Source organism: Marinomonas dokdonensis, from assembly GCF_052747885.1.
In genome coordinates this window covers 187,806-208,758 of record NZ_JBRAND010000002.1, presented here as the reverse complement: position 1 = coordinate 208,758, position 20,953 = coordinate 187,806, and the positions used below count along the sequence as shown (strand labels likewise).

16 protein-coding genes are annotated in these 20,953 nt (G+C 45.2%); 4 read left to right on the top strand and 12 right to left on the bottom strand.

Annotated features, from left to right (window positions below):
* Window positions 1-579: 579 nt before the first annotated feature.
* The gene (locus tag ACUM5Y_RS05470) at window positions 580-1,812 is read right to left on the bottom strand and encodes an argininosuccinate synthase (protein WP_445975858.1); all 1,233 of its coding nucleotides are present in this window, start codon (window positions 1,810-1,812) and stop codon (window positions 580-582) included.
* A 216-nt stretch (window positions 1,813-2,028) separates the two neighbouring features.
* Complete coding sequence (locus ACUM5Y_RS05465; RefSeq protein WP_445975857.1) at window positions 2,029-2,904, bottom strand: flagellar protein MotY; 876 nt, start codon at window positions 2,902-2,904, stop codon at window positions 2,029-2,031.
* Window positions 2,905-2,998: 94 nt separating this feature from the next.
* Here ACUM5Y_RS05465 and rnt point away from each other — a divergent pair, with 94 nt between their 5' ends.
* From rnt to ACUM5Y_RS05445, 4 genes are all read left to right on the top strand, one after another.
* Window positions 2,999-3,673: a ribonuclease T gene (gene rnt / locus ACUM5Y_RS05460; RefSeq protein ID WP_445975856.1), complete on the top strand. Its 675-nt coding sequence runs from the start codon at window positions 2,999-3,001 to the stop codon at window positions 3,671-3,673.
* Between the two features lie 126 nt (window positions 3,674-3,799).
* Window positions 3,800-4,186 (top strand): YbaN family protein, encoded by a 387-nt coding sequence (locus ACUM5Y_RS05455; protein WP_445975855.1) that lies wholly within the window; start codon window positions 3,800-3,802, stop codon window positions 4,184-4,186.
* Between the two features lie 42 nt (window positions 4,187-4,228).
* Window positions 4,229-7,687 (top strand): DUF748 domain-containing protein, encoded by a 3,459-nt coding sequence (locus ACUM5Y_RS05450; RefSeq protein ID WP_445975854.1) that lies wholly within the window; start codon window positions 4,229-4,231, stop codon window positions 7,685-7,687.
* A gap of 133 nt (window positions 7,688-7,820) precedes the next feature.
* The gene (locus ACUM5Y_RS05445) at window positions 7,821-9,944 is read left to right on the top strand and encodes a TonB-dependent siderophore receptor (RefSeq protein WP_445975853.1); all 2,124 of its coding nucleotides are present in this window, start codon (window positions 7,821-7,823) and stop codon (window positions 9,942-9,944) included.
* 85 nt (window positions 9,945-10,029) lie between these two features.
* Here ACUM5Y_RS05445 and ACUM5Y_RS05440 read toward each other — a convergent pair whose 3' ends face one another.
* From ACUM5Y_RS05440 to ACUM5Y_RS05395, 10 genes are all read right to left on the bottom strand, one after another.
* Window positions 10,030-10,530 (bottom strand): dihydrofolate reductase, encoded by a 501-nt coding sequence (locus ACUM5Y_RS05440; protein ID WP_445975852.1) that lies wholly within the window; start codon window positions 10,528-10,530, stop codon window positions 10,030-10,032.
* A gap of 451 nt (window positions 10,531-10,981) precedes the next feature.
* On the bottom strand, window positions 10,982-11,863 hold the full coding sequence (locus ACUM5Y_RS05435; protein ID WP_445975851.1) for an NAD(P)-dependent oxidoreductase: 882 nt from the start codon (window positions 11,861-11,863) through the stop codon (window positions 10,982-10,984).
* A gap of 123 nt (window positions 11,864-11,986) precedes the next feature.
* Complete coding sequence (locus tag ACUM5Y_RS05430; RefSeq protein ID WP_445975850.1) at window positions 11,987-12,646, bottom strand: NADPH-dependent FMN reductase; 660 nt, start codon at window positions 12,644-12,646, stop codon at window positions 11,987-11,989.
* Between the two features lie 16 nt (window positions 12,647-12,662).
* Window positions 12,663-12,956 (bottom strand): hypothetical protein, encoded by a 294-nt coding sequence (locus ACUM5Y_RS05425; RefSeq protein WP_445975849.1) that lies wholly within the window; start codon window positions 12,954-12,956, stop codon window positions 12,663-12,665.
* A 114-nt stretch (window positions 12,957-13,070) separates the two neighbouring features.
* On the bottom strand, window positions 13,071-14,720 hold the full coding sequence (locus ACUM5Y_RS05420) for an amino acid ABC transporter ATP-binding/permease protein (protein WP_445975848.1): 1,650 nt from the start codon (window positions 14,718-14,720) through the stop codon (window positions 13,071-13,073).
* A complete protein-coding gene (gene cydD / locus ACUM5Y_RS05415) occupies window positions 14,692-16,458 on the bottom strand; it encodes a thiol reductant ABC exporter subunit CydD (protein ID WP_445975847.1) in 1,767 nt (588 codons plus the stop codon). The genes ACUM5Y_RS05420 and cydD overlap by 29 nt, the downstream gene beginning before the upstream one ends.
* 24 nt (window positions 16,459-16,482) lie before the next feature.
* Window positions 16,483-16,593 carry a cytochrome bd-I oxidase subunit CydX gene (cydX, locus tag ACUM5Y_RS05410; protein WP_445975846.1) on the bottom strand — a complete coding sequence of 37 codons (111 nt, stop codon included), beginning with the start codon at window positions 16,591-16,593 and terminating at the stop codon, window positions 16,483-16,485.
* Between the two features lie 53 nt (window positions 16,594-16,646).
* The gene (gene cydB / locus ACUM5Y_RS05405) at window positions 16,647-17,774 is read right to left on the bottom strand and encodes a cytochrome d ubiquinol oxidase subunit II (RefSeq protein ID WP_445975845.1); all 1,128 of its coding nucleotides are present in this window, start codon (window positions 17,772-17,774) and stop codon (window positions 16,647-16,649) included.
* A gap of 1 nt (window position 17,775) precedes the next feature.
* Window positions 17,776-19,356 (bottom strand): cytochrome ubiquinol oxidase subunit I, encoded by a 1,581-nt coding sequence (locus ACUM5Y_RS05400; protein WP_445976299.1) that lies wholly within the window; start codon window positions 19,354-19,356, stop codon window positions 17,776-17,778.
* 585 nt (window positions 19,357-19,941) lie between these two features.
* A complete protein-coding gene (locus ACUM5Y_RS05395) occupies window positions 19,942-20,913 on the bottom strand; it encodes a transposase (protein WP_445975844.1) in 972 nt (323 codons plus the stop codon).
* Window positions 20,914-20,953 lie beyond the last annotated feature (40 nt).

The window sequence follows — 20,953 nt, the reverse complement described above, 5'->3', positions numbered from 1 at the left end:
ACAAACATAGCAATTATAACAATGCCAACTTTCAAAAAACCTAGCTAATTAGCAATCGTTTTTCCTGTAATCGCCTATACATATCACTTAAAAGACATCAATAACTCTTTAGTACTCTCAACCATTTCTATCACTGATGCTGAAATAACTATTTCAGGTAAAATATATATTCCTAATAGAGTTACAATTTTCACTATTCTCTTTTCACCTCAAACCATCTTGACTTATCAATTAGCAAAGAGATTTTTATTTTTTAAAAACTATCGTTCATCAATATATACTTAACTTCCAGCCTTTTCCGTTTACGCTCTCAGGTCTTTCCCGTTGTGCTTTTTTCCTTGTCTCAAGCAACTATAAAGTGTCCCTTCTTTTTTTATACTTCAGTCAACGACTCATCTTGCGGGTTAGCATTACTTTCATGTCAACAGGAAGATATATAGAGACTTCAACAACTGACTTCTTTTATGTCTCTTTTTATAATTACTCTAGTATCTAAATCTATGAATAAACGACAGTTTTTGAGTATAAAAAAACGCCCCGATTCCTTAAGAATGGGGCGTTTTTCGAACCAGCGAAGAATTACTTATCGCTGTCTAGGAAACCACGGCCTTTTTGAGCAGCGATGCGCATGCGCAAAGCGTTCAATTTAATAAAGCCTGCTGCATCTTTCTGATCGTATGCACCTGCATCGTCTTCAAATGTTGCAATAGAGCTATCAAACAAGCTGTTTTCTGACTGACGGCCAACAACACTTACGTTGCCTTTGTACAGTTTCAGGCGAACCGTACCGTTCACGTATTTTTGTGAAGCGTCGATCAAGGCTTGCATCATACGACGTTCTTCTGACCACCAGAAGCCGTTGTAAATGATTTTGGCATAGCGTGGCATCATTTCATCTTTTAAGTGCATGGCTTCACGGTCTAGAGTAATAGACTCGATCGCACGGTGCGCTTTCATCATGATGGTGCCACCAGGTGTTTCGTAACAACCACGAGCTTTCATGCCAACAAAACGGTTTTCAACGATGTCTACACGGCCAATACCGTTCGCACCACCAATTTTGTTCAAAGTTTCTAGCATAGTTGCTGGAGACAAGGCTTCGCCGTTTAATGAAACTGGGTCACCTTTTTCGTAACCGATTTCAATGTAGGTTGCCTCATTCGGCGCTTCTTCAGGAGATACAGACCAACGCCACATATCTTCTTCAGCTTCTGTCCAAGGATCTTCTAGCTGATCACCTTCATAAGAGATGTGCAGTAGGTTGGCGTCCATAGAGTAAGGAGATTTCTTCTTCTTAGTAGAGAAATCCACTGGAATCTTGTGTTCTTCACAGTAAGCCATCAAAGTTTCGCGGGACGTTAGATCCCACTCACGCCAAGGAGCGATTACTTTAACGCCTGGTTTAAGAGCATAAGCGCCCAATTCGAAACGTACTTGGTCGTTACCTTTACCTGTCGCGCCGTGAGAAATCGCATCGGCACCTGTTTGGTTCGCAATTTCGATCAAACGCTTAGCGATCAAAGGACGCGCAATAGACGTACCTAGTAGGTATTCGCCTTCGTAAATGGTGTTAGCACGGAACATAGGGAAGACGAAATCACGCACAAACTCTTCACGCAAATCTTCGATAAAGATTTCCTTAATACCCAACGCTTGAGCTTTTGCGCGAGCGGGTTCAACTTCTTCACCCTGACCCAAGTCAGCGGTAAAAGTCACCACTTCACAGTTATACTCTTCTTGAAGCCACTTCACGATTACGGAAGTATCAAGGCCACCTGAATAGGCTAGCACTACCTTCTTCACGTCAGACATTCTTTCTATTCTCCTCAACGAGATTACGCTCCCACACCATTTTTAAATGGCCGCGCAAATGATTAAAAAAGGGAAGCGCTAAGTGTAAGTTTTCACCCCAATCTTAGCAAGTAAAAAGCCCCTGCCTTGGTAGATAATTCCACCAAAACAGAGGCTTTATGACAGTCGATCCGCGCCAGCAATTAATTGTAATTCATTGCCTAGCCGTTCGGCCTGCTATTGTTTTTCCAAACGAATGGTTACCCGTCGGTTACGCTCTCGGCCTGTATAGGAATTGTTATTGGTGACAGGGTAACGTTCCCCATGATAACGAGACACTATCTTGTTGGCCGGCACGCCTTTGTCCAATAAATAGGCGGTCACAATTTCGGCGCGAGTCTTCGACAGCTGACGGTTATCACGACGCGGACCGATGTTATCCGTGTGACCGTCAATATAAATGTATTCCACACTTGGGTCAGAGGACACATACAAGGCTACAAGATCCAAGCGCGCTTTCACACTGGGTGTTAGCTCAACCCCATTGGTGGGAAACAAGGCCGCTGTTTTGGCAATTTGATCGTAATTGACGGGTAGCAAGGTTGCTAAACAACGACGAAATTCGTTATATGCTGGGGCAAAGTTAATGTTCGACAAGCCCACTTCTACGGTTTCTCGCTGATTCTCCCAAGCTCGACCGGCAACAATTGGGTGTCGGCCTTTGTCCAAACTGGTCAACATGCGTTCAGCAACCTGACCACCCACTTCAACGGTTAAGCCGTAGCCTGGGTAAGGGAGAATTTCTAGGGTTTCTGGTTTCAAACCCGGCGACCATTCCGGTGCTTGGGAAATAATGTACACCTGCCCTGGGCCAAGTTTTTCATTTTGCGGCTGCAAGACGAATTTCATCGGCTCACCGGCTTCTTTAATAAAGTGCCCTTCGCCGTAATTCGGTACAGGATGTGTTAAGCTACAGGAAAAAATATCACCAGATAAAAGCCACTCAGAATTGGCAATGCTGGATTGGTAATAAATAAGTGCGCTGGCCTGATTGACAGATAGGACCATTAAAATAAAAGCGCTGCGAATTATTTTCTGTCGGGTAATTCCCATTGAGACATCTCGTTCTAGTATTATCAATTATGTTATCATTTGGCCCAATTAATTTCTTCACCCTCTAGCAATAAGCAGAGTTAAGGACCTTCTTTTGTCTAACCATGAAATCAAAGATCGTTTCCGAGGATTCCTACCGATTGTTATCGACGTAGAAACCGCAGGCTTTAATCAAAAAACCGATGCATTGTTAGAAATGGCTGCCAGCATCCTTCGAATGGATGACAATGGTGACTTCTATATCCATGAAACCATGGAGTTTTTAATCAAACCCTTTGAAGGGGCGAACCTTGAAAAAGCCGCCTTAGACTTCACTGGAATCGACCCATTTGACCCAGAGCGTCAAGATATTCCAGAGCAAGAAGCTTTGACCCAGATGTTTGCAAAAGTTCGTAAAGAGCTCAAGTCGACAGGCTGTAAACGCGCCATACTCGTTGGTCATAACTCGGCTTTTGACCATGGTTTCTTGAACGCGGCGATTGAACGGGCAGAAATTAAGCGCAACCCTTTTCACCCGTTTTCCAGCTTTGATACGGCTAGTCTTGCAGGCTTGGTATTTGGTCAAACCGTTTTGGCAAAAGCTTGTGAAGCTGCAGCTATTCCATTCAGTAATTCTGAAGCCCACTCCGCAAAATACGATACGGAAAAAACCGCAGAGCTATTTTGTGAAATGGTGAATCGTTGGAAACAACTTGGCGGCTGGCCTCTTATCCAAGAGGATAATGATAGAGAAGATTCCATGGAAGCTTTGTTTAACGCTTCCCATTAAGGCCGAATAGAACTTGGCCGAGCCCGAAAGTGCACGCCAAGTTCTTAATCTTCAAACTTTCGAGGCTAGCTTGCACTGCCACACTGGCTTAGAATAGCAACATAGACCATGAATAAGAGCGGCCCTATGCAAGGAAAACGAATTTTCTATTTACTATTAGGCTGGTTTTCTCTGATCACAGGCATCATTGGTATCTTCCTGCCCCTATTGCCCACAACGCCCTTGGTCTTGCTGGCGGCTTGGTGCTTTTCAAAATCTTCCGAACGCTTTCATACTTGGCTCATTAACCATAAGTTTTTTGGCCCCATTGTCAGTGACTGGCAGTCTAACGACGGTATTCCTAGAAAATCTCGTAACCGCGCCATTATTTTCATGTGGTTAGGCATGGCTATTTCCAGTTTAATGGTCGGTCGTTTTTGGGCAACGGTTGGGCTAGTATGTATTGGCATTTGCGTCAGCATTTATTTATTACGCATGCCACTGCGTAGCGAAAGCAATGAGGACAACCACTAATTCACTGCAACATTAGCTCAATAGGATTTGATGCGTTTTATTATGACACGTCGACATTTTCGTAACTGGGTATTTTTTCCTGCCATTGTTATCGCTGGGCTTATCGTTATCCTCTGGCTGGTCAGCCCTATGCTGGCCAAGCATTACTTAAACGATTACTTTCAAAAACAAGGTGAGACGGTTCAGCTAGAATCCCTTCGGATTGATTTCTTCCCTCCTCGAGTGGTAGTTAACCAGTTAGTGGTCAGTCAAGAACAACTAGAAACGCTAAAGCTCACCAAAGCCGATTTTGAAGTAGAATGGCTGCCACTTTTTCAAAAAACAGTACGGATCTCTAAGGCCCAAATTGATGGTCTTGAGTTGTCTGTTTCCCAGCAAGATGACAGCTTAACCATAGCGGGCATTAACCTTGACCAATACACTCAAGCTGACACAGAGAGTGAAACATCCGCTGAGCCAGAAGCAAGCCCTGAAGAGCAAGCCTCACCTTGGGGGATTAAATTGCCTTTGTTCAGCTTCACTAACAGCCAGATAAACCTTAGCCGCCAAGCCACTGCCGACAGCACCCCGCAACTGGACACTATCGCCATTAACAAATTTGTTGTTGAGTCATTAATAGGACAAGGCACAGATTGGCAAGGACAGATTTCCATTAACGCGGGCTTGAATGACGCTCAGCTAGACATTAATAGCCAATTTGATTACGCCTCACAGCAAAGCACTGCTGACATTACAATTACTCAGTTTGATCTTCCGTTGCCGTCTTTACGTAACTTCCTGCCCGCTCCATATAACCTAGCACAAGGCACTATACAGATTAGCGGCGAAACTCAGGCAAGGCTTGAGATGCAAGGGGAAGAAGCCAGCTATCAGCTTAACAAGTTAAACCTAGAAACCCGCATCAATGGGCTAGATTTAACCTTGGACGCAAATAGAGTAATTCGCAGTGACCTTAGTAAACTTGTTATCAAGGATGCGACACTTGGCTTTATTAGTAGCGAGGAGGCAAACGCTCAAGGCCAGATTGACGTACTTTTGGAGGCGAGCCATTACCAAGATGCGCAACAGCAGCTTGATTTGGATAGATTACAATGGATAACCCAAGTTGATGTTCAACAAAGCCAAGGAGAACTCAAGGTTAGTACTAAGGGCAACAGTTTTGATCTGGCCATGCTTGAAGGGCAAACTCAAGCTCAGCAACAGATTCAGCTAGAAGGCTTACAACTCAACTGGCCTTTTACTTTAACATTTAGTGAACAAGCTACTCAGTTATCTGCCCCAGAGACGCAGTTAGCCCTTCAGGGGCTGGCACTATCACAGGTTCAACAAGAATCGGACAGCTCAGAAACACAAGCCAATCCTTCACAAGAAGAGTCAACCACGCCACTTCACCACAGCTTAAACCTTGGCAATCTAGAACTTTCTCTGCCTATCGAAGTTCAGCAAAATGCCGAGCTACTTAAAATTGACAGCCCTTTAAGCAAACTGACGGCTGAGCAACTTGCTCTTACTCAAGCACCGGTGAATGACGCCCAAGCTGATCCATCAAACCAGCAAGTAGAGGTAGCTAAACTGTCTTTAAATAGCCCCTTGGCCTTCGAACAGGACGCGGAGCATTTATCATTCGCTAGTAGTGGGCTAACGCTTCAAACTGAAGGGTTAAACCTTCTCAGCAACGCACTTAGTTTAACCAATGACGCGACTGAGATAACCTTAACGGACCTTAGTGCAAAGCAAAGCCCAGACACGCTGGATGTTAACCTAGTTAGCCAAATTAATAGCCGTAATCTTGTTGCTCAACAAGAAGACTTGCAAGCAAATTACCAAGACCTAACCATTCAAGACACCTTATCTTTGCAGCAACACTCCCAAGGCCTAACGCTGACGAACAAGGCTTTATCCGTCCAACTTAATGGCCTTGCCGCCGCACAAGGAGAGCGTGAACAGCTCGATCTTCAGCAGCTTCTTTTTAATGCGGCACAACTTGAGGTAGCACAAAGTGAGCAGCAGCCTCTTGCTGTTAAAGGCGAAACTTTGAGCCTAACCAGCCAAGGTTTAGATGCTAGATTATCAGCCAACAAACGCGCTCTTGCATGGCAACAAGGGGGCTTTGAAGACCTTAACTTACAATACCAAGGTGAAGACTTTAACGCCTCACTAGATAACCTTGAAATTCTTGATATTCGTGCTTCAGAAGACCTTACAGCTAACACAGCGCTGCCCGCTTTAGCTAACATTGCATCATTGAAAATCACAGACGTTAAGGCCGATCAAGAAGGGGCAAACATCAAACAAATTGAGGTAAATTCCCTCATTGCAAACTTAGTTTTAAATAAAGATAAGCAGTTAGAAAACCTCGTCTTTGTTGAAGAAACCTCATCCACAGCGCCCGAGACAACAGAGCCAGCAATACCCGAGGCGACCGAAATCCCTGCCAATGAGATTCAGCCAGTTGAAGAAGCAGAATTCAAACCGCCCTATTATTTGGTTTTAGACAGTTTTGATGTGCTGGGTGATTCAAAAGTGCGTTTACAAGACTTTAGCCAGTCCCCTCCTTTGGATCGTGACTTGGACATTAACAATTTATCTGTACGCAACGTAAATACTCAGGATAAAGAACAAGCCACCCAACTTGTCCTACGAGCCAAACACGGCAAGTATGCCACCCTAGAAGCGGATGTAAATCTTTGGCCTTTAGCAGATGAGCTTACGATGCAAAGTAAGCTCAAGGTGCGCGAAGCGGAGCTACCACCTTATTCCGCTTATATCGCCGACACCCTTGGTTATCAAATCGATTCTGGCCAACTGGATCTGGATCTGGATTTAGACTCTCTAAATGGCGAGCTGGATGGTGAATCTCATATCACCTTACGCCAATTTAACTTAGGTGGACGCCATGAAAGCAGTTCTGTCGTCAAAGCTGGCGCCGTCCCTCTTAATATTGCTGTCGGGGCATTAAAAGACAGCCAAGACAATATTGAGCTGGACTTTCCTTTAACAGGTAATGTCGATAACCCTGAATTCGGTCTACGCAGCCTGCTTATGCTGCCATTACGTAAAGCATTGTTTTCCGCTTCGAGTAGCTATCTAATGCAGACCTTTGTGCCTTATGCCAATGTCATCAGCATTGCCCAGTTGGCCAGTGAGCAAATTCTGAGGATACGCGTGAAGCCTCTTAACTTCGCTCCAGGTCAACAAGGCTTGGTAGAAGAACAGCACACTTTCCTCGAAGAGTTATACAACTTAATGGTGAGCAAAGAAGACAGCCAGCTTAAAGCTTGTGGGGTCGCCAGCTATCAAGATCTAATGCTGGACACACAATCTGAAGCAGCGATCACTGACGAGCAAACCAGCCAGCTTAAACAGCTTGCAGAGCTCAGAGCAGACGCCTTAAAAGAGTACTTGGTAAACGCCGGAATTAAGTCTTCTAGGGTTCTATTATGTTCACCAGAACTTGATCTAAGCCGTGATGGCAAACCAAGAGTTGAGCTGAATTTTTAATACAGTCACTAGAAGACGGGGTCATACCCTCTAACTTAGTAAATTAATGTAAATTTTTTGAATTTTAATTGATAGTGATTCTCAATGTTATTACAGTGCGCGCTTAATTCTCAGTTCGGTGTAAATTGTAATCATGAATGTAAAGTTTTCCCTCATATTAGCGCCTGCTTGCGGAGCCGTATTGTTTGCTGGCTCTGCACTGGCTAACGACAACACGTCGGTTAGTGTCACGCAAGATGACAGCAATGTTCAGCTTGAAGCCATTCAAGTTGAAGGTCGCGCATTATCGTATTACAAGGAAGATGAAACCACGGTTGCCACAGGAACGGCGACACCAATTGATGAAACACCACAGTCTGTTCAGGTACTTACTGAGACCTTGATTGAAGACCAAGCCGCTCGTCAAATAAGCGATCTTTACCGCTCTATATCTGGCGTTTCCTATAACAACTTCTCTGTGGTCACCATGCGAGGCTTTGAACAAGACGTCATCCTTTATGATGGTCTAAAAGGCGACCCATTTAGCGGCTTTAGTATTCCTCAATTGTTCAACATCAGTGAGATTCAAGTCCTAAAAGGACCTGCTGGTGCCATTTATGGCGCAGGTGATGCTGGTGGTGTGATTAACTATGTTACCAAGAAGCCTAGTTATGAGCAGCAAAACCGCCTTGAAGTCACCGCAGGTAATGAAGACTTCCTAAGTGGTAGCATTGAGTCTTCAGGCCCTGCTAACGAAGACGCTTCCCAGCGCTATAGAGTTGGCATTTACTCAAGCGGCGAAGACTCTTACCGCAATAATGTGGAAGAAGAAAACCGTATTATTGACCTAGGCTATGCTTGGGATTTAGACGCTAAAAACACTCTAAGCCTGCAATACACCGACATAAAACAATATATTACCGGTGCTCGTATTCGCGGTATCCCTACCGATGACGATGGCAACTTCTTAACAGACATTTCATGGAACAATAATGAAAAGTCTGACTTCCAAGAACTGGACGCTCAGGTTTTCCAAGCAACTCTCGACCACAACATTAACAGCTGGTTAGACAGTCGCTTCAGTGCGCGTTACTTCGAAAACAAAGAAGTCCAGAACTACCATGAAATCGCTGAGCTACTCGACAATGATGGCGACGGTAACTATGACGAAACAGTTCGCCAATACCGTGACCGTCAAGAAGAAACTAAAGGTCTGACTCTGGCTTCCAGTCTAGTGGCGGAACTGGATGACCACACGATCCTAGCGGGAGTTGACCTATACCATGAAGTCAACGACATGCTTTATTACCGTGCCGAGGGTGAAACTAATGGAGTTTCGAATCTGAGTTTCACTGACCCAGTTTACGGACAAACCAATGTTAGCAGTTACGATCTAGCACTGCGCAGTGATGATCGTACAATACTGAACCGCGGCGGTGTTTACTTACAAGATCAATGGCGTGCGACAGATAAACTTAGCCTGGTCGCTGGTGGTCGCGCGGACTATATGAGCGAGGATTTCACGGATAACACTGATAGCTCAAACAACTTGTCTTACAATGATATCGGCTATTCTACCCGTTTAGGGACAACCTATGAGTTGAGTAAGCAACTGAAACCTTACGCTTCTTATTCTACCGGCTTCACTCCACAAAGTGCGGAAGATCAACAATACTCAGCCGATGGCAGCTTATTTGATCCAGAGAAAAGCCAGCAAGTGGAAGTGGGTGTACGCAGCTACTTGTTCGACAACCGTCTAAACCTTAACTTTGCCCTATACCGCATCATTCGCAACAACATGCTGACGGATGATCCAGATGAAGACGAAGAAGATTACCTAATCTCCATTGGTGAAATTCGCAGTAAAGGTTTTGAGGTTGATGCTTTAGTGGACATCACGCCACGTTGGGTTGCCAATGTAAACTACGCTTACAATGACTTAAAAGTTAGTGAAACCAGTGACGATGGCCGCAACCTAGCTAACTCTCCATACCACCAGCTAGGTGTCTGGACACGCTACGACTTCCCTAGTATTTCATCCTCCATTGCTTTGGGTGCAGACTATGTTAGCCAACAGAAGAACCGTGATGATCAAATCGTTAAGCCTTTCACCGTTTACGATCTGTCTTGGCAAACTAACTGGGAAGATTGGAAATTCCAAGTTAACGTGAAAAACCTATTTGACAAGGAATACGCTGTCAGCGGTTTCACTGAAACAATCGGCTCTTACGTGGGTGAACCTCGTCGAGTTTACCTAAGCGCTGCCTACGACTTCTAAGTCGCATTCAGCGGACACAAAAAAACGGGGCACTTCATTCAAGTGAAGTGACCCGCTTTTTTTATGCCCAACAGTAGGTGTGAGCTTAATGACGAACTAGGTGTAGAGTTCGTCCCCCTTCCCAACGCTCTTCACCATTAACCGCAAAATTACCGTTATCCCATTCACTGAATATCAGATCACCAGGCACTAGATCTTCGGTTTCTAGAACCTCTAATTGTGATGTGTAGGGTAAAAGCTGTTTAAAGACTGCCAATCCACCAATCACTAACAGTTCCTCGCCACTTTCTTGATACTGTTTCGCAAGACTAGCAAGGTCTGCCACAGGTACTACATTGGCTAAGTCTTTGGGCTGGTTAAATTTATCTTTATAAGTCACCACATACTTTGTCGCCTCAACGAAACCTTGGGCATGCAGCCCCATCATGTGCTGCTCATCGGTTAGTACCGCATGGCGCGTATGGTAGAGTTTACACATCTCCCCCATCATTGAAGTGGGCAGTAAATCACAGCGTTTTGCGTTGGTCGCGGCATCAGATGCACCAATCACTCGCTCTGCATCGCACATAAAAATCATTCTAATCATTTTAAAACCTATTTCCCGGTATGCTCTCATGCATACTCTGCAGTTGATATTGACAAAGACCTTGGTCGATTTGCCATATCGATGACTCAGGCAACTCCTTTGCTGAATTCTCTAACGCCCCGATGCGTTACTCTCCAGTGGAGGCCTTATCTATCGTATGCGGGCTATGATAGTGCCCAAGACCACATCCTTCTAGAGTCAAAGGTGCAAGCAAATTGGTAAAATTCAGATAATGAAAACAACTTAAAAAAACTGTAAAAAGTGGCCAAATAACAGGGTTTAAAGGGGTTTTAGACGGAAAAAATCAAAAAAAGCGGATAAGCAAAAGAGAATGTTGAAAAAGCATGAATATAGACGATTTTATAGGGTGAACAGAATGGAAGAATTGTGAAGTAATAAGGCCGGATGATGCGAGATTTGCTTCATCCGGCCTTATTTACAGAGCGTGAGATTACTTAGCTAGTTTAAGAAAGTAATCAAAGATCTCTGGAACGTTGCCGTTACCCATATCCGCTGCAACCGCAGCTTGTAGGTTTGCAGAAGTACCTTCAGCAATTTTAGACTCTGTACCTAGATCGTTAACCATTTCTAGGAAGTAGCCAAGGTCTTTATTCGCGTTTGCAATAGAGAAACCTAGGTCACTTACGCCATCTACAGCGTAGTTTTTACAAAAGCCCATGAATGGAGAGTTAGAAGGTCCAGTAGACATGATGTCAAACAATTGCTGACGATCTACGCCTGCTTTGTCCGCAACAGCAAAGGCTTGAGACATAGCCGTAACGGTTGTCATACCCATGAAGTTGTTGATCAATTTCGTTGTGTGACCAGCACCTAGAGCGCCTAGGTGGAAAACGTTTTCGCCTTGCTCATCCAACACTGGCTTAACTTTGTTGAAAGTTTCAAGATCGCCAGCAGCCATGATGTTTAGTAGACCATCTTTAGCATGAGCAGGTGTACGGCCCAATGGAGCATCGATCATGCCCGCGCCTTTCTTAGCAAGATCAGCACCAATTTTACGTGTAGAAGCCGGGATAGAAGTACCGAAATCGATTAGAACAGAACCTTCTTTAATACCAGCTAGGATGCCGTCTTCTGCGTAAACAACTTTTTCAACAACCGCAGATGTCGTAAGAGCCAACATCACGATGTCGCTGTTTTCAGCAAGTTCTTTCGCAGATGACGCTTCTGTTGCGTTACCACGAGCAATAACAGCTGCAACAGCGTCTTTGTTAAGGTCCATAACATTTACTTGAAAACCGCGCTTTTGCAGGTTTTCAACCATGTTGCCGCCCATAAGGCCAAGGCCAATAAAACCAATAACTGGTTTAGACATATTTAACTCCTAAAAGGTGTAATTGTATTATTATATTATTAGCAAGGCGTACAGAATATACATCTGTTTATCTTATGGCAATCGTTGAGTGACAAAAATAACAATTTTGCCCTCACCCCACCCTTAAGGGGCGTTACGTTGCGCTGGATTTTGCTTAAAAGTGGCCGTTTTTGAAAGCGGATCGACCTCTTCCCTATGATCATGAGTGGCCTGTGCCCACCATTCTAACTGATGGATGGTGCGGGCAAAATATTCATACCAGTCCGCTTGTTCTTCTCCTGGCATCATCTCGCCTTGCTCATCAAAAACTTGCTGAGCTTTTGGCACATGGATCATGGCGGAAACAGGCAAGCAACCTAACTCAGCCAGAAAAGTTCGCATTGTGACGGCTGCACGCATCCCACCCCACTGCCCCGCAGAGTAACTTACGATCGCGCTTGGTTTATAAGAAAACAGGGAACTGCCAAAATGATTCAGCAAGTTCGCTAAAGCCGGGCTCATGGTGTGGTTGTATTCTGGACTCACCATCAAATAACCATCACTGTCGGCAATTTTCTGGGCTAGTTCGTTGAGCTGGGCTGGGGCTCGATCTTTCGAGTAAGCAAAGTGTGGTTTGAAGACAGGTTCCACAGGAAAATCCAGCGCATCAATAAGTTCGATTTCGTGGTCAGGATAATAGTGTTTAAAAGCGGCCATACAGGCCAGAGCAACTCTTAAGCCTAATCGCGCTGGTCGCGGTGGTGTGCTGTCACGCACACTGCCTAAAAATAATAGAAACTTCATGTTAGCTCCTTTGCTATTAGGTGTATTGGATATGCAGGGCCCTGAGTATGGCGAAGAAGAAAGCCAACAGCACTGGAGAGGTAAGAATACCAATAATGACTAAAAACCATGCTAATGCGTTCATCGCCATACCCGCAATATTCAGATGCATTATCGCCATCACGCTGCCTACTAAGGCAATAACGGCCGCTAATGGCACAAACACTACCCCAAGAGTAAAAATACCTAAGACAGCAAATAGACAAGCTATACCACCCGCGGCACTGCCAGGGTTTGCTACCTTCACATACACAATTTCTTTGTGAGCCATGCCATGTCCTAAAAATCAAACTGGCTGTATTGTAGAGAAAATATATGACAAAAGGTATTTCAAAACTTGGCCACTTAGGTATCTCAGCCCTAGGCAGCCCCTCTAGAAGCCACTTTATAAGGTTAGGATCTTAGCCTGCTCCCCTAAAGGGCTCGAAACATGGCTAACGAGTAACAAGATATCTGGCTTAAAGTCTCCCATTAGGTGATGACTTAAATGGGCAATAGTTTCTTTATCCAAGCCATCAAAAGGCTCATCCAGTAGTAACACTGGGGCTTTTCTCAATAACAAGCGCGCCAGCACCAAACGCCTGCATTGACCACCCGATAAATCCCTACCTTGAGGCGCTAATAAGGTATTCAAACCATTGGGTAAGGTTTTTACCCAATCAGCTAATGCCACAGCTTCTAATACTGCCCACAGCTCCTCTTCTGTCGCTTGAGAGTTGCCCAGTAATAAATTCGCCCCAATGCTTTGCTGGAAAACGTAGGGGGATTGGGGCAAATAGCTGATCACTTGGCGAACGCCCTGATGCTGATAAAAGTCGATAGACTGACCATTTAACAAAGCTTCACCTTGAGACAGACAGTCACCTGCCAAAGCCGCTAAAAACGTCGACTTCCCAGCACCACTCGTCCCTTTTAGCCACCAGCAATCGCCTCTTTTTACCTGCATCGTTAAGGGTTCGTTACCCAAGCCTGTCGCCCCATGAAAGCCTCGCCACTGATGCAGCTCAATCGTTTCAACTTTTGACGATAAGGGTTGATCTTCTAGCTCATGATCTTGGCACAATTGATTTAAACGTTTTATACCCACCTGAGATTGCCCCTGCGCCACAAAGCACTGGATAAGTGGCAAGACTAATTCGTTGACCGCAAGGATGGATAAAATAAAACCGACCACCCAAGGCCCTTGAACGCCTTCATTGAGATAGAAACGCCCATCTTGCCAAACAGACAGCAGATAAAAGCAGCTAAACAGAAGCCCTATGGTCACTATATAAGCAGCTAATCTTCCACTAATGGTGGCCTTCTGAATTCTCGCCTCCATTTTTTGTTGTCTCGTATCGAGCACTTTTAAGCGAGCGCCATAATCTTGCCAGTGACCGCGAATCGTCAAAGTTACCAGAGCAGAAAAAAAGCTAATGAAACGACTGCGTCTATGGGTGCCTAAAATTTGCCCTATGTGAACAGCGCGACGAGCCTGCCTCCCTGCAATATAAGGCAATGCAATCAAATGACAAAAAGCCCCACATAACAAAGGCCAAATAAGGATTGGATCAATCAAACGGGCAAATACCATTACTCCAAGGTAGGCCAAGCTGGCGTATAACCAAGGTAGGAAAACCGCCAGTGGCCAACGAATAATCAGGTCAAGGTCACCCACTAGGCGCTGTAGCAGATCCCCTTTTGCTTGCTGGCTTTGATCCGCCGAAGCTTGCTTAACCCTTTGCTCCCAAACCCATAATCTAAGCGTTCGCAATAGGCCTAAAAGATGATTATGGGCCGTGACTTGCTCACCATAACGCCCAGCGGTGCGTAATATTGCCATAAGGCGGACAATCGCCCCTGGGGTTAAATAATTAAACACCAGAGCCAGCCCCAACGCAGTCGCCAGCCCTGCCGCGCTGATAAACCAGCCAGACAAGCCCAGTAATACCACCGCCGCTAAACTGGCAATGGCCCCAAGCAGGACAGGCACAATAAAGCTCATAGGCTGAGCCAAAATGACGCTTTTAAGCGATAGCTTTTTGCTCTGCTTCATACAGGCCTCCTTTACTTAGCTGCCAATGGCGATCGGCCCAAGGTATCGGGTGGGTATCATGACTGATCACCAACATGGTTTTGCCTTTTGATGCTTTCTCTAAGGTGGCTAAAACAGCCTTGGCGGTGTCCACATCTAAACCAGAACAAGGCTCGTCCAATAGCCAAACATCAGCTTTGGACAACAAAGCTCGAACTATGGCTAAACGCTGCATTTGGCCGCCAGATAAGCCGCCCCCCATCTCATTTAGCTTGGTTTCCAAACCATCCGGTAGAGCCTGAATAAAATCTGCGCATTGACTGTCTTTAAGAGCTTGTTCTATATCCTCTTGGCAAGACCCTTCTATACCCAGAAGGAGGTTACGACGAATACTACCATTCACCCATTCAGGTTTTTGAGGCAACCAAGCCAGACGCTGCCGCCAAGCCTTCATATCTAACTGACGAAAATCCTCTCCTGCAACGATTAGCTGGCCGCTGTAACCCTTCTCAAAGCCTAGCAACACGTGCAATAGGCTCGACTTGCCTACTCCAGACTCACCGCTTAGCCAGACTCTTTCACCTTTGCCTAACTGTGCGTTTATGTCGCCGAGGCGGGTTCGACCCGACTCTTGCCAAGCAAAGCCCTCAAAACTTATCAGGCTGTCGTCCCCTTGCTGGTTTGCTTGCTTATACACCATAGATTTTTCTGCCCAAGAGACGGCTTGTTCTAGGGTTGTTTTTTCAGCGAATTGGCTAATTTCCATCAAATCCGTCGCGGCGGCTTCGGCTTTTTGCTTGGCATGATAGTCATTACCTAATTGGCGTAAGGGCAAGTAAAACTCAGGAGCAAGCAGTAACAAGAACATGGCTTGGGTGAGAGTAACTGGCGACTCCCCTAACTGCCAAGGCAAAGCTTCTAATAAGCCCAGCCCTAAATACAGGGCCACCATGGCGATCGCTAAGGAGGCAAACAGCTCTAGCGTGGCGGTCGATAAAAAAGCTAAACGCAGCACCTTCATTGTGGTGCGCTGATAGGCGCTGGCACTGGTCGACAAGCGTTGCTTGGCTTGTTCACATTGTTGTAGGCGTTTGAGCTCAGCCAGCCCTTGATTCAAGTCCATAAATTGATTGGACAACATGGACAAAACCGAAAATTGTTTTCGATTAGCTTTTGCCGCTTTATGACCGACAAAAATCATAAAGATAATGACCAGTGGTGCTGTCACCATAAAGATGACAAATGCGACCCAAGACACAGGCAACACGGCGAGTAGAATGGCACAGGGAATAAAACTCACCATAAACACTTGGGGCAGATAACGACTGAAATAATCGTCTAAGGCGTCTATCTGCTCATAGATACGAGTAGATAAGCCACCATCCTCATCAATGTTTAAGCGTGCAGGACCAAGAGAAGTAAGTGTTGTTATCAGTCTCGCCCGCAACCCATAGCGGATCTCTCGGCTGGCGGCAGCGCTAAGACCATCACGGACAAAACTACTCATGCCACGCACCAGCATGGCCAATAAAGCCACGCCTAAAAACACCATGCTAAAGCTTTGTTGCAAAGCAAGTTCGGAAAATACCTGAGCCAGCATCCAAGCCTGCACAATAAGAGCCAAAGTAAACAGGACCCCAAAGGCTTTCACCCAAAGGTAACGACGTTGTTGAGAAAGCGCTAATGAGGACAAAAACTGCCCCTCTAAAGACTTTTCTCGACGTGCTTTAGTTGCTTTGCTGCGTTGCTTTCTTAGCATGGTGACAACCTTTGTTGGAATGAATTAGGACTGTTCTTCTTCCCCGTCATAACCACTAAACTCCAACCACACGGCATTGATAATACCGAACGAGCAAGCCAACAAAATGCCTAAAATCCAAGCGAAATACCACATATTTTTCCTCCTGCATGGTGACCATGCGCCACCATGCGTCCTATACATATTGGTTAATAAAGTGAGTGCTTGTTATTTTCGATGTCTGCTTTATTTAAGCGGCCATACATCACGAAATAACTCCACAGGGTGTAGCTCAACACAATCGGCACAAACACACAGGCCACCACGAACATGATGGTTAGTGTGTTTTCACTGGAAGTGGCATCCCACATGGTTAAACTCATACTTGGGTGAGTAGATGAGGGCATCAAGAATGGGAACATAGAGCCCCCAGCGGTGACGATAATGCCAGCAATCCCCATGGAAGAGCTTAAGAATGGCAACACACCTTGTTTCACGAACACCGACATCAGCATGCCTAAAACCCCAAGGATCGGCGCTAACATCAGCAGAGGATATTTATCGTAATTGGTTAGCCAAGCGCCCGCTTGTGCTTCAGCTGTCTTCATTAGAGGGTTAAGCACCTGATTACCATCAATTTGACTGGTAACAACATAGCCATCGATACCCTTTGCTAACCAAACACCCGCCGCAATAAACAGCAATAGAGTTAAGCCACCACTAATGGAAGTGGCCTTAGAAGCTTTACGTTGCAAGTCCCCTTCGGTTTTCATTTGCAGCCACGCTCCCCCTTGAGTCACCAGCATTAGCAAACTCACCAAACCACACAAGATTGCGAACGGGTTCAACAGGGCAAAGAAAGAGCCTGTGTAAGTCATGCGTAGGTAATTGTCGAATTCAAATGGCACTCCTTGCAGCAAATTACCGAAGGCCACACCGAACACGATCGGCGGTACAGCAGAGCCAAAAACAATGCCCCAATCCCAAGCGTTACGCCAAGTACTGCCTTCTAGTTTTGAGCGGTAGTCAAAGCCAATGGGACGGAAAAATAGCGCTGCCAACACCAGCATCATGGCCATATAAAAGCCAGAGAAAGACGCGGCATACACCATAGGCCAAGCAGCAAACAAGGCACCACCTGCGGTAATAAACCAGACCTGATTACCATCCCAGTGAGGGGCTATCGAGTTGATCATGATACGACGTTCGTAATCAGTGTGACCTATCACTTTCAACAGGCTACCAACTCCCATGTCGAAGCCATCGGTCACTGCAAAGCCAATCAGTAATACCCCAACCAGCACCCACCAAATTAACTTTAAAAATTCGTAATCCATGTTACACCTCTGTCTTCGCGTGTAGCTGAGCGGTTTCTTTTTCTAATGCGTAGCGGCCCGTATGCAAGCTTGATGGACCTTGCTTAGAGAAACGTATCATTAGGTACAATTCGGCAATTAGGAACACGGTGTAAAGTGCTGTCATGATACTCATGGTGGTCCAGATTTGACCGGCAGTTAGATTTGAAACCGCCGCATGCACTGGCAATATTTCACCAATCGCCCAAGGTTGACGGCCGTATTCCGCAACGAACCAGCCTGTTTCACAAGCGATCCAAGGCAGGGGCAAACACAGCATAATGGCTTTAAGAAACAAACGGTTTTGACCGATACGACGACGAGCGTTTTGATAAAAGGCGGCGGCAAATACCACTAGCATAATAAAGCCACAAGCAACCATGACACGGAATGAGAAGAACAAAGGCGCGACTTGCGGAATGGAATAATCTACCGCCTGATCGATTTGCTCTGCTGTGATTTGATTAAAATCTGTATTGTAAGCTGTTACCAGTAGCCCATAACCTAGATCACCTTTTACTTTTTCAAAGTTGGCAATCACTAAGTCATCCGCTGCACCTGAACGTATTTTTTCCAACAATTGATTGGCATAAATGCCGTTGATGATACGTTGGCGATTATGCTCTTTCAGCTCTTTCAGGCCGGTTACTTCTTCCGTTAAAGAACGGGTGGCGATCAGGCCCATAAGCCCTGGCACTCGTAACGCGTATTCCGTTTCTTCTAACTCTTGGTTAGGGAAACCAATGATAGTGAAAGGCGCTGGCGCTTCATGGGTTTCCCACTCAGCTTCGACCGCAGCTAATTTAACCTTTTGCACTTCACCCAACTCGTAACCGGACTCATCACCCAAGATGATGACACTTAACACAGACGCCAGACCAAACGCCGAAGCAATGGCGAAAGAGCGACGTGCGAAGGCTAGATCACGGCCTTTAAGGAGATAATAGCTGGACACTACCAGCACAAACATCGCCCCTGTGGTGTAACCGGCTGAGACTGTATGGACAAACTTAACTTGTGCCACTGGGTTCAATATCAAAGCGCCAAAATCCACCAGCTCCATACGCATGGTTTCATAGTTAAACTCTGAGCCTACAGGGTTTTGCATCCAACCATTGGCGATCAAGATCCACAAAGCGGACAAATTGGAGCCTAACGCTACCCCCCAAGTCACCATCAGGTGCTTCACCTTGCTAAGCCTGTCCCAACCAAAGAAGAACAAACCCACTAGGGTTGATTCAAGGAAGAAAGCCATTAACCCTTCAATCGCCAAAGGCGCGCCGAAAATATCCCCCACATAGTGCGAGAAATACGACCAGTTCATACCAAACTGAAACTCCATGGTAAGACCTGTGGTCACCCCGAGTGCAAAGTTAATACCAAACAACTTGCCCCAGAACTTCACCATGTCCTTGTAAACTTGCTTACCAGTGATTACATAGACAGACTCTATAATCGCCAGCAAAAACGCCATACCTAGCGTCAGGGGAACAAACAAAAAGTGATACATCACCGTTAACGCAAACTGTAACCGCGAGAGGTCCACGACCGCTTCATTTATCATAATGACTTCAACCCATACATTTGATTGAGACAAAGGCGACTTCAGACATCTTTTTCATACAATGTTCTTTTTGTACAGCGCCTCACCGTAGCCTTAACATTAAGGCCTACTATGAGCGTGGATTATCTGTGAAGGCATCGAGCAGAACATTGCCCTGTGTCAATTTTGTAGATCAAGATAAATTGAGCCTCTAGGTATGTGTACAAAGAAACAAAATAAATACATAAAAATCATAAACTTAAATAAAAACCATCCCCGATCACCATTTATTGACCCAGATCAAACAAAGTGTTTACAAATAAAAACGCCCCCTTACACCACCCTCTAATTAACTGGGACACACACCTTTATACCCACCTCACCTGACTAACATCTAACTGGGACAGGCATCTTTATCTCTACACAAACTATCAGGCAGACACCCTTTTCAGCGGAGGAAGGCAGCTGTTTAATGGAGCGAAAGGGTTAAGCTGAGTTATTTGTATGAAGAAGAAAAATAAATAAGGAAATTACTAAAATGAAAGCGCAACAAAGGCTCAATTTAACATTGAATGCCTATAAGGACTTAGGTTGCTTTCTGGCTTGCTAAGCGAACAATTGACTGCTCTTTGGACTAGCCTTTCGCCGTTTATGATGACATTGGCAATAATGACTCACTGATTGTTCTTGGCCAACCACACTCCCTGTTCGTTCTTCAAATTTTATGGCGATCGACAGCCAGTTTTCTGATGATATATTGAGTCGCTTCAAAATAGGCAAGAGCTCAACATTGATGACTCCATCTTTTCCGTATTTCACTATTCTTCCCGTCATATCTAGGAGTTCTAGATAATCCACTAAATTAAAAGGCAGACCACTGGGTATGTCTTGCCTAGGATTACCCACAAAAGGATACAATGCTTTAGGCTGATAGCACTTTTGTGCACAGGCTACTCGTTGTTTAACACTGGTATAATCCGAATCTTCTGGCGTTTGGCAGATGTCAGAACGGATTGGATTTAAATCTACATAAGCCATGCAGGAGATTAAGGCCGCCTCATCCAACAAAGCTTGCGATTTGAATCGACCTTCCCAAAAATGACCAGTGCAGTTGTCTTCACTGTTTGCTTTGCGAGCAATAGGCTCATTCAATTCTTTCATGAACCAACTAATACTTATTAGACGAGCTCGATAAGTATCTGCAAGGTTTTCAACAAGTTTAAGCGTATGTTCCGGTAATGCCTCACCTCTAACATATTGTTGTGTAAAGAAAGTTCCTCTGTGTAACCTATGCCAGCGGTCAAGTACTTCTAGTGTGGACCAATTCTTAACTGAATCTTCGTCTACGTGGAGAACTACATGCAAATGGTTGCTCATTACTGCGTAAGCACAAACATCGATAGAAAAAACGCCTGCTAGAAACAATAAACGCTTTTCGACCCAAGCACGCCGATGTTCGTAACTCGTTCCGGTTGCAGAATCCTTCCCGCATAAAAAGGCTCGTCGAACACAACGAGAGACACAATGATAATAGGGAGTATCTTCTAAACAGATTTTCTTGCTCCTTGAAACCGCCATGACTCTCTCCTTCCTTGGAATAGCAATTAAGTATAGAAAA

Bases quoted from the DNA above. Each gene is read 5' to 3' on its own strand.
- ACUM5Y_RS05420 (WP_445975848.1), bottom strand. From the start codon at position 14,720: ATGAAGCAGAGCAAAAAGCTATCGCTTAAAAGCGTCATTTTGGCTCAG.
- ACUM5Y_RS05395 (WP_445975844.1), bottom strand. From the start codon at position 20,913: ATGGCGGTTTCAAGGAGCAAGAAAATCTGTTTAGAAGATACTCCCTAT.
- ACUM5Y_RS05400 (WP_445976299.1), bottom strand. From the start codon at position 19,356: ATGATAAATGAAGCGGTCGTGGACCTCTCGCGGTTACAGTTTGCGTTA.
- cydD (WP_445975847.1), bottom strand. From the start codon at position 16,458: ATGCTAAGAAAGCAACGCAGCAAAGCAACTAAAGCACGTCGAGAAAAG.
- cydX (WP_445975846.1), bottom strand. From the start codon at position 16,593: ATGTGGTATTTCGCTTGGATTTTAGGCATTTTGTTGGCTTGCTCGTTC.
- ACUM5Y_RS05445 (WP_445975853.1), top strand. From the start codon at position 7,821: ATGAATGTAAAGTTTTCCCTCATATTAGCGCCTGCTTGCGGAGCCGTA.
- ACUM5Y_RS05440 (WP_445975852.1), bottom strand. From the start codon at position 10,530: ATGATTAGAATGATTTTTATGTGCGATGCAGAGCGAGTGATTGGTGCA.
- ACUM5Y_RS05465 (WP_445975857.1), bottom strand. From the start codon at position 2,904: ATGGGAATTACCCGACAGAAAATAATTCGCAGCGCTTTTATTTTAATG.
- ACUM5Y_RS05430 (WP_445975850.1), bottom strand. From the start codon at position 12,646: ATGAAGTTTCTATTATTTTTAGGCAGTGTGCGTGACAGCACACCACCG.
- ACUM5Y_RS05470 (WP_445975858.1), bottom strand. From the start codon at position 1,812: ATGTCTGACGTGAAGAAGGTAGTGCTAGCCTATTCAGGTGGCCTTGAT.
- ACUM5Y_RS05435 (WP_445975851.1), bottom strand. From the start codon at position 11,863: ATGTCTAAACCAGTTATTGGTTTTATTGGCCTTGGCCTTATGGGCGGC.
- cydB (WP_445975845.1), bottom strand. From the start codon at position 17,774: ATGGATTACGAATTTTTAAAGTTAATTTGGTGGGTGCTGGTTGGGGTA.
- ACUM5Y_RS05425 (WP_445975849.1), bottom strand. From the start codon at position 12,956: ATGGCTCACAAAGAAATTGTGTATGTGAAGGTAGCAAACCCTGGCAGT.
- ACUM5Y_RS05455 (WP_445975855.1), top strand. From the start codon at position 3,800: ATGCAAGGAAAACGAATTTTCTATTTACTATTAGGCTGGTTTTCTCTG.
- ACUM5Y_RS05450 (WP_445975854.1), top strand. From the start codon at position 4,229: ATGACACGTCGACATTTTCGTAACTGGGTATTTTTTCCTGCCATTGTT.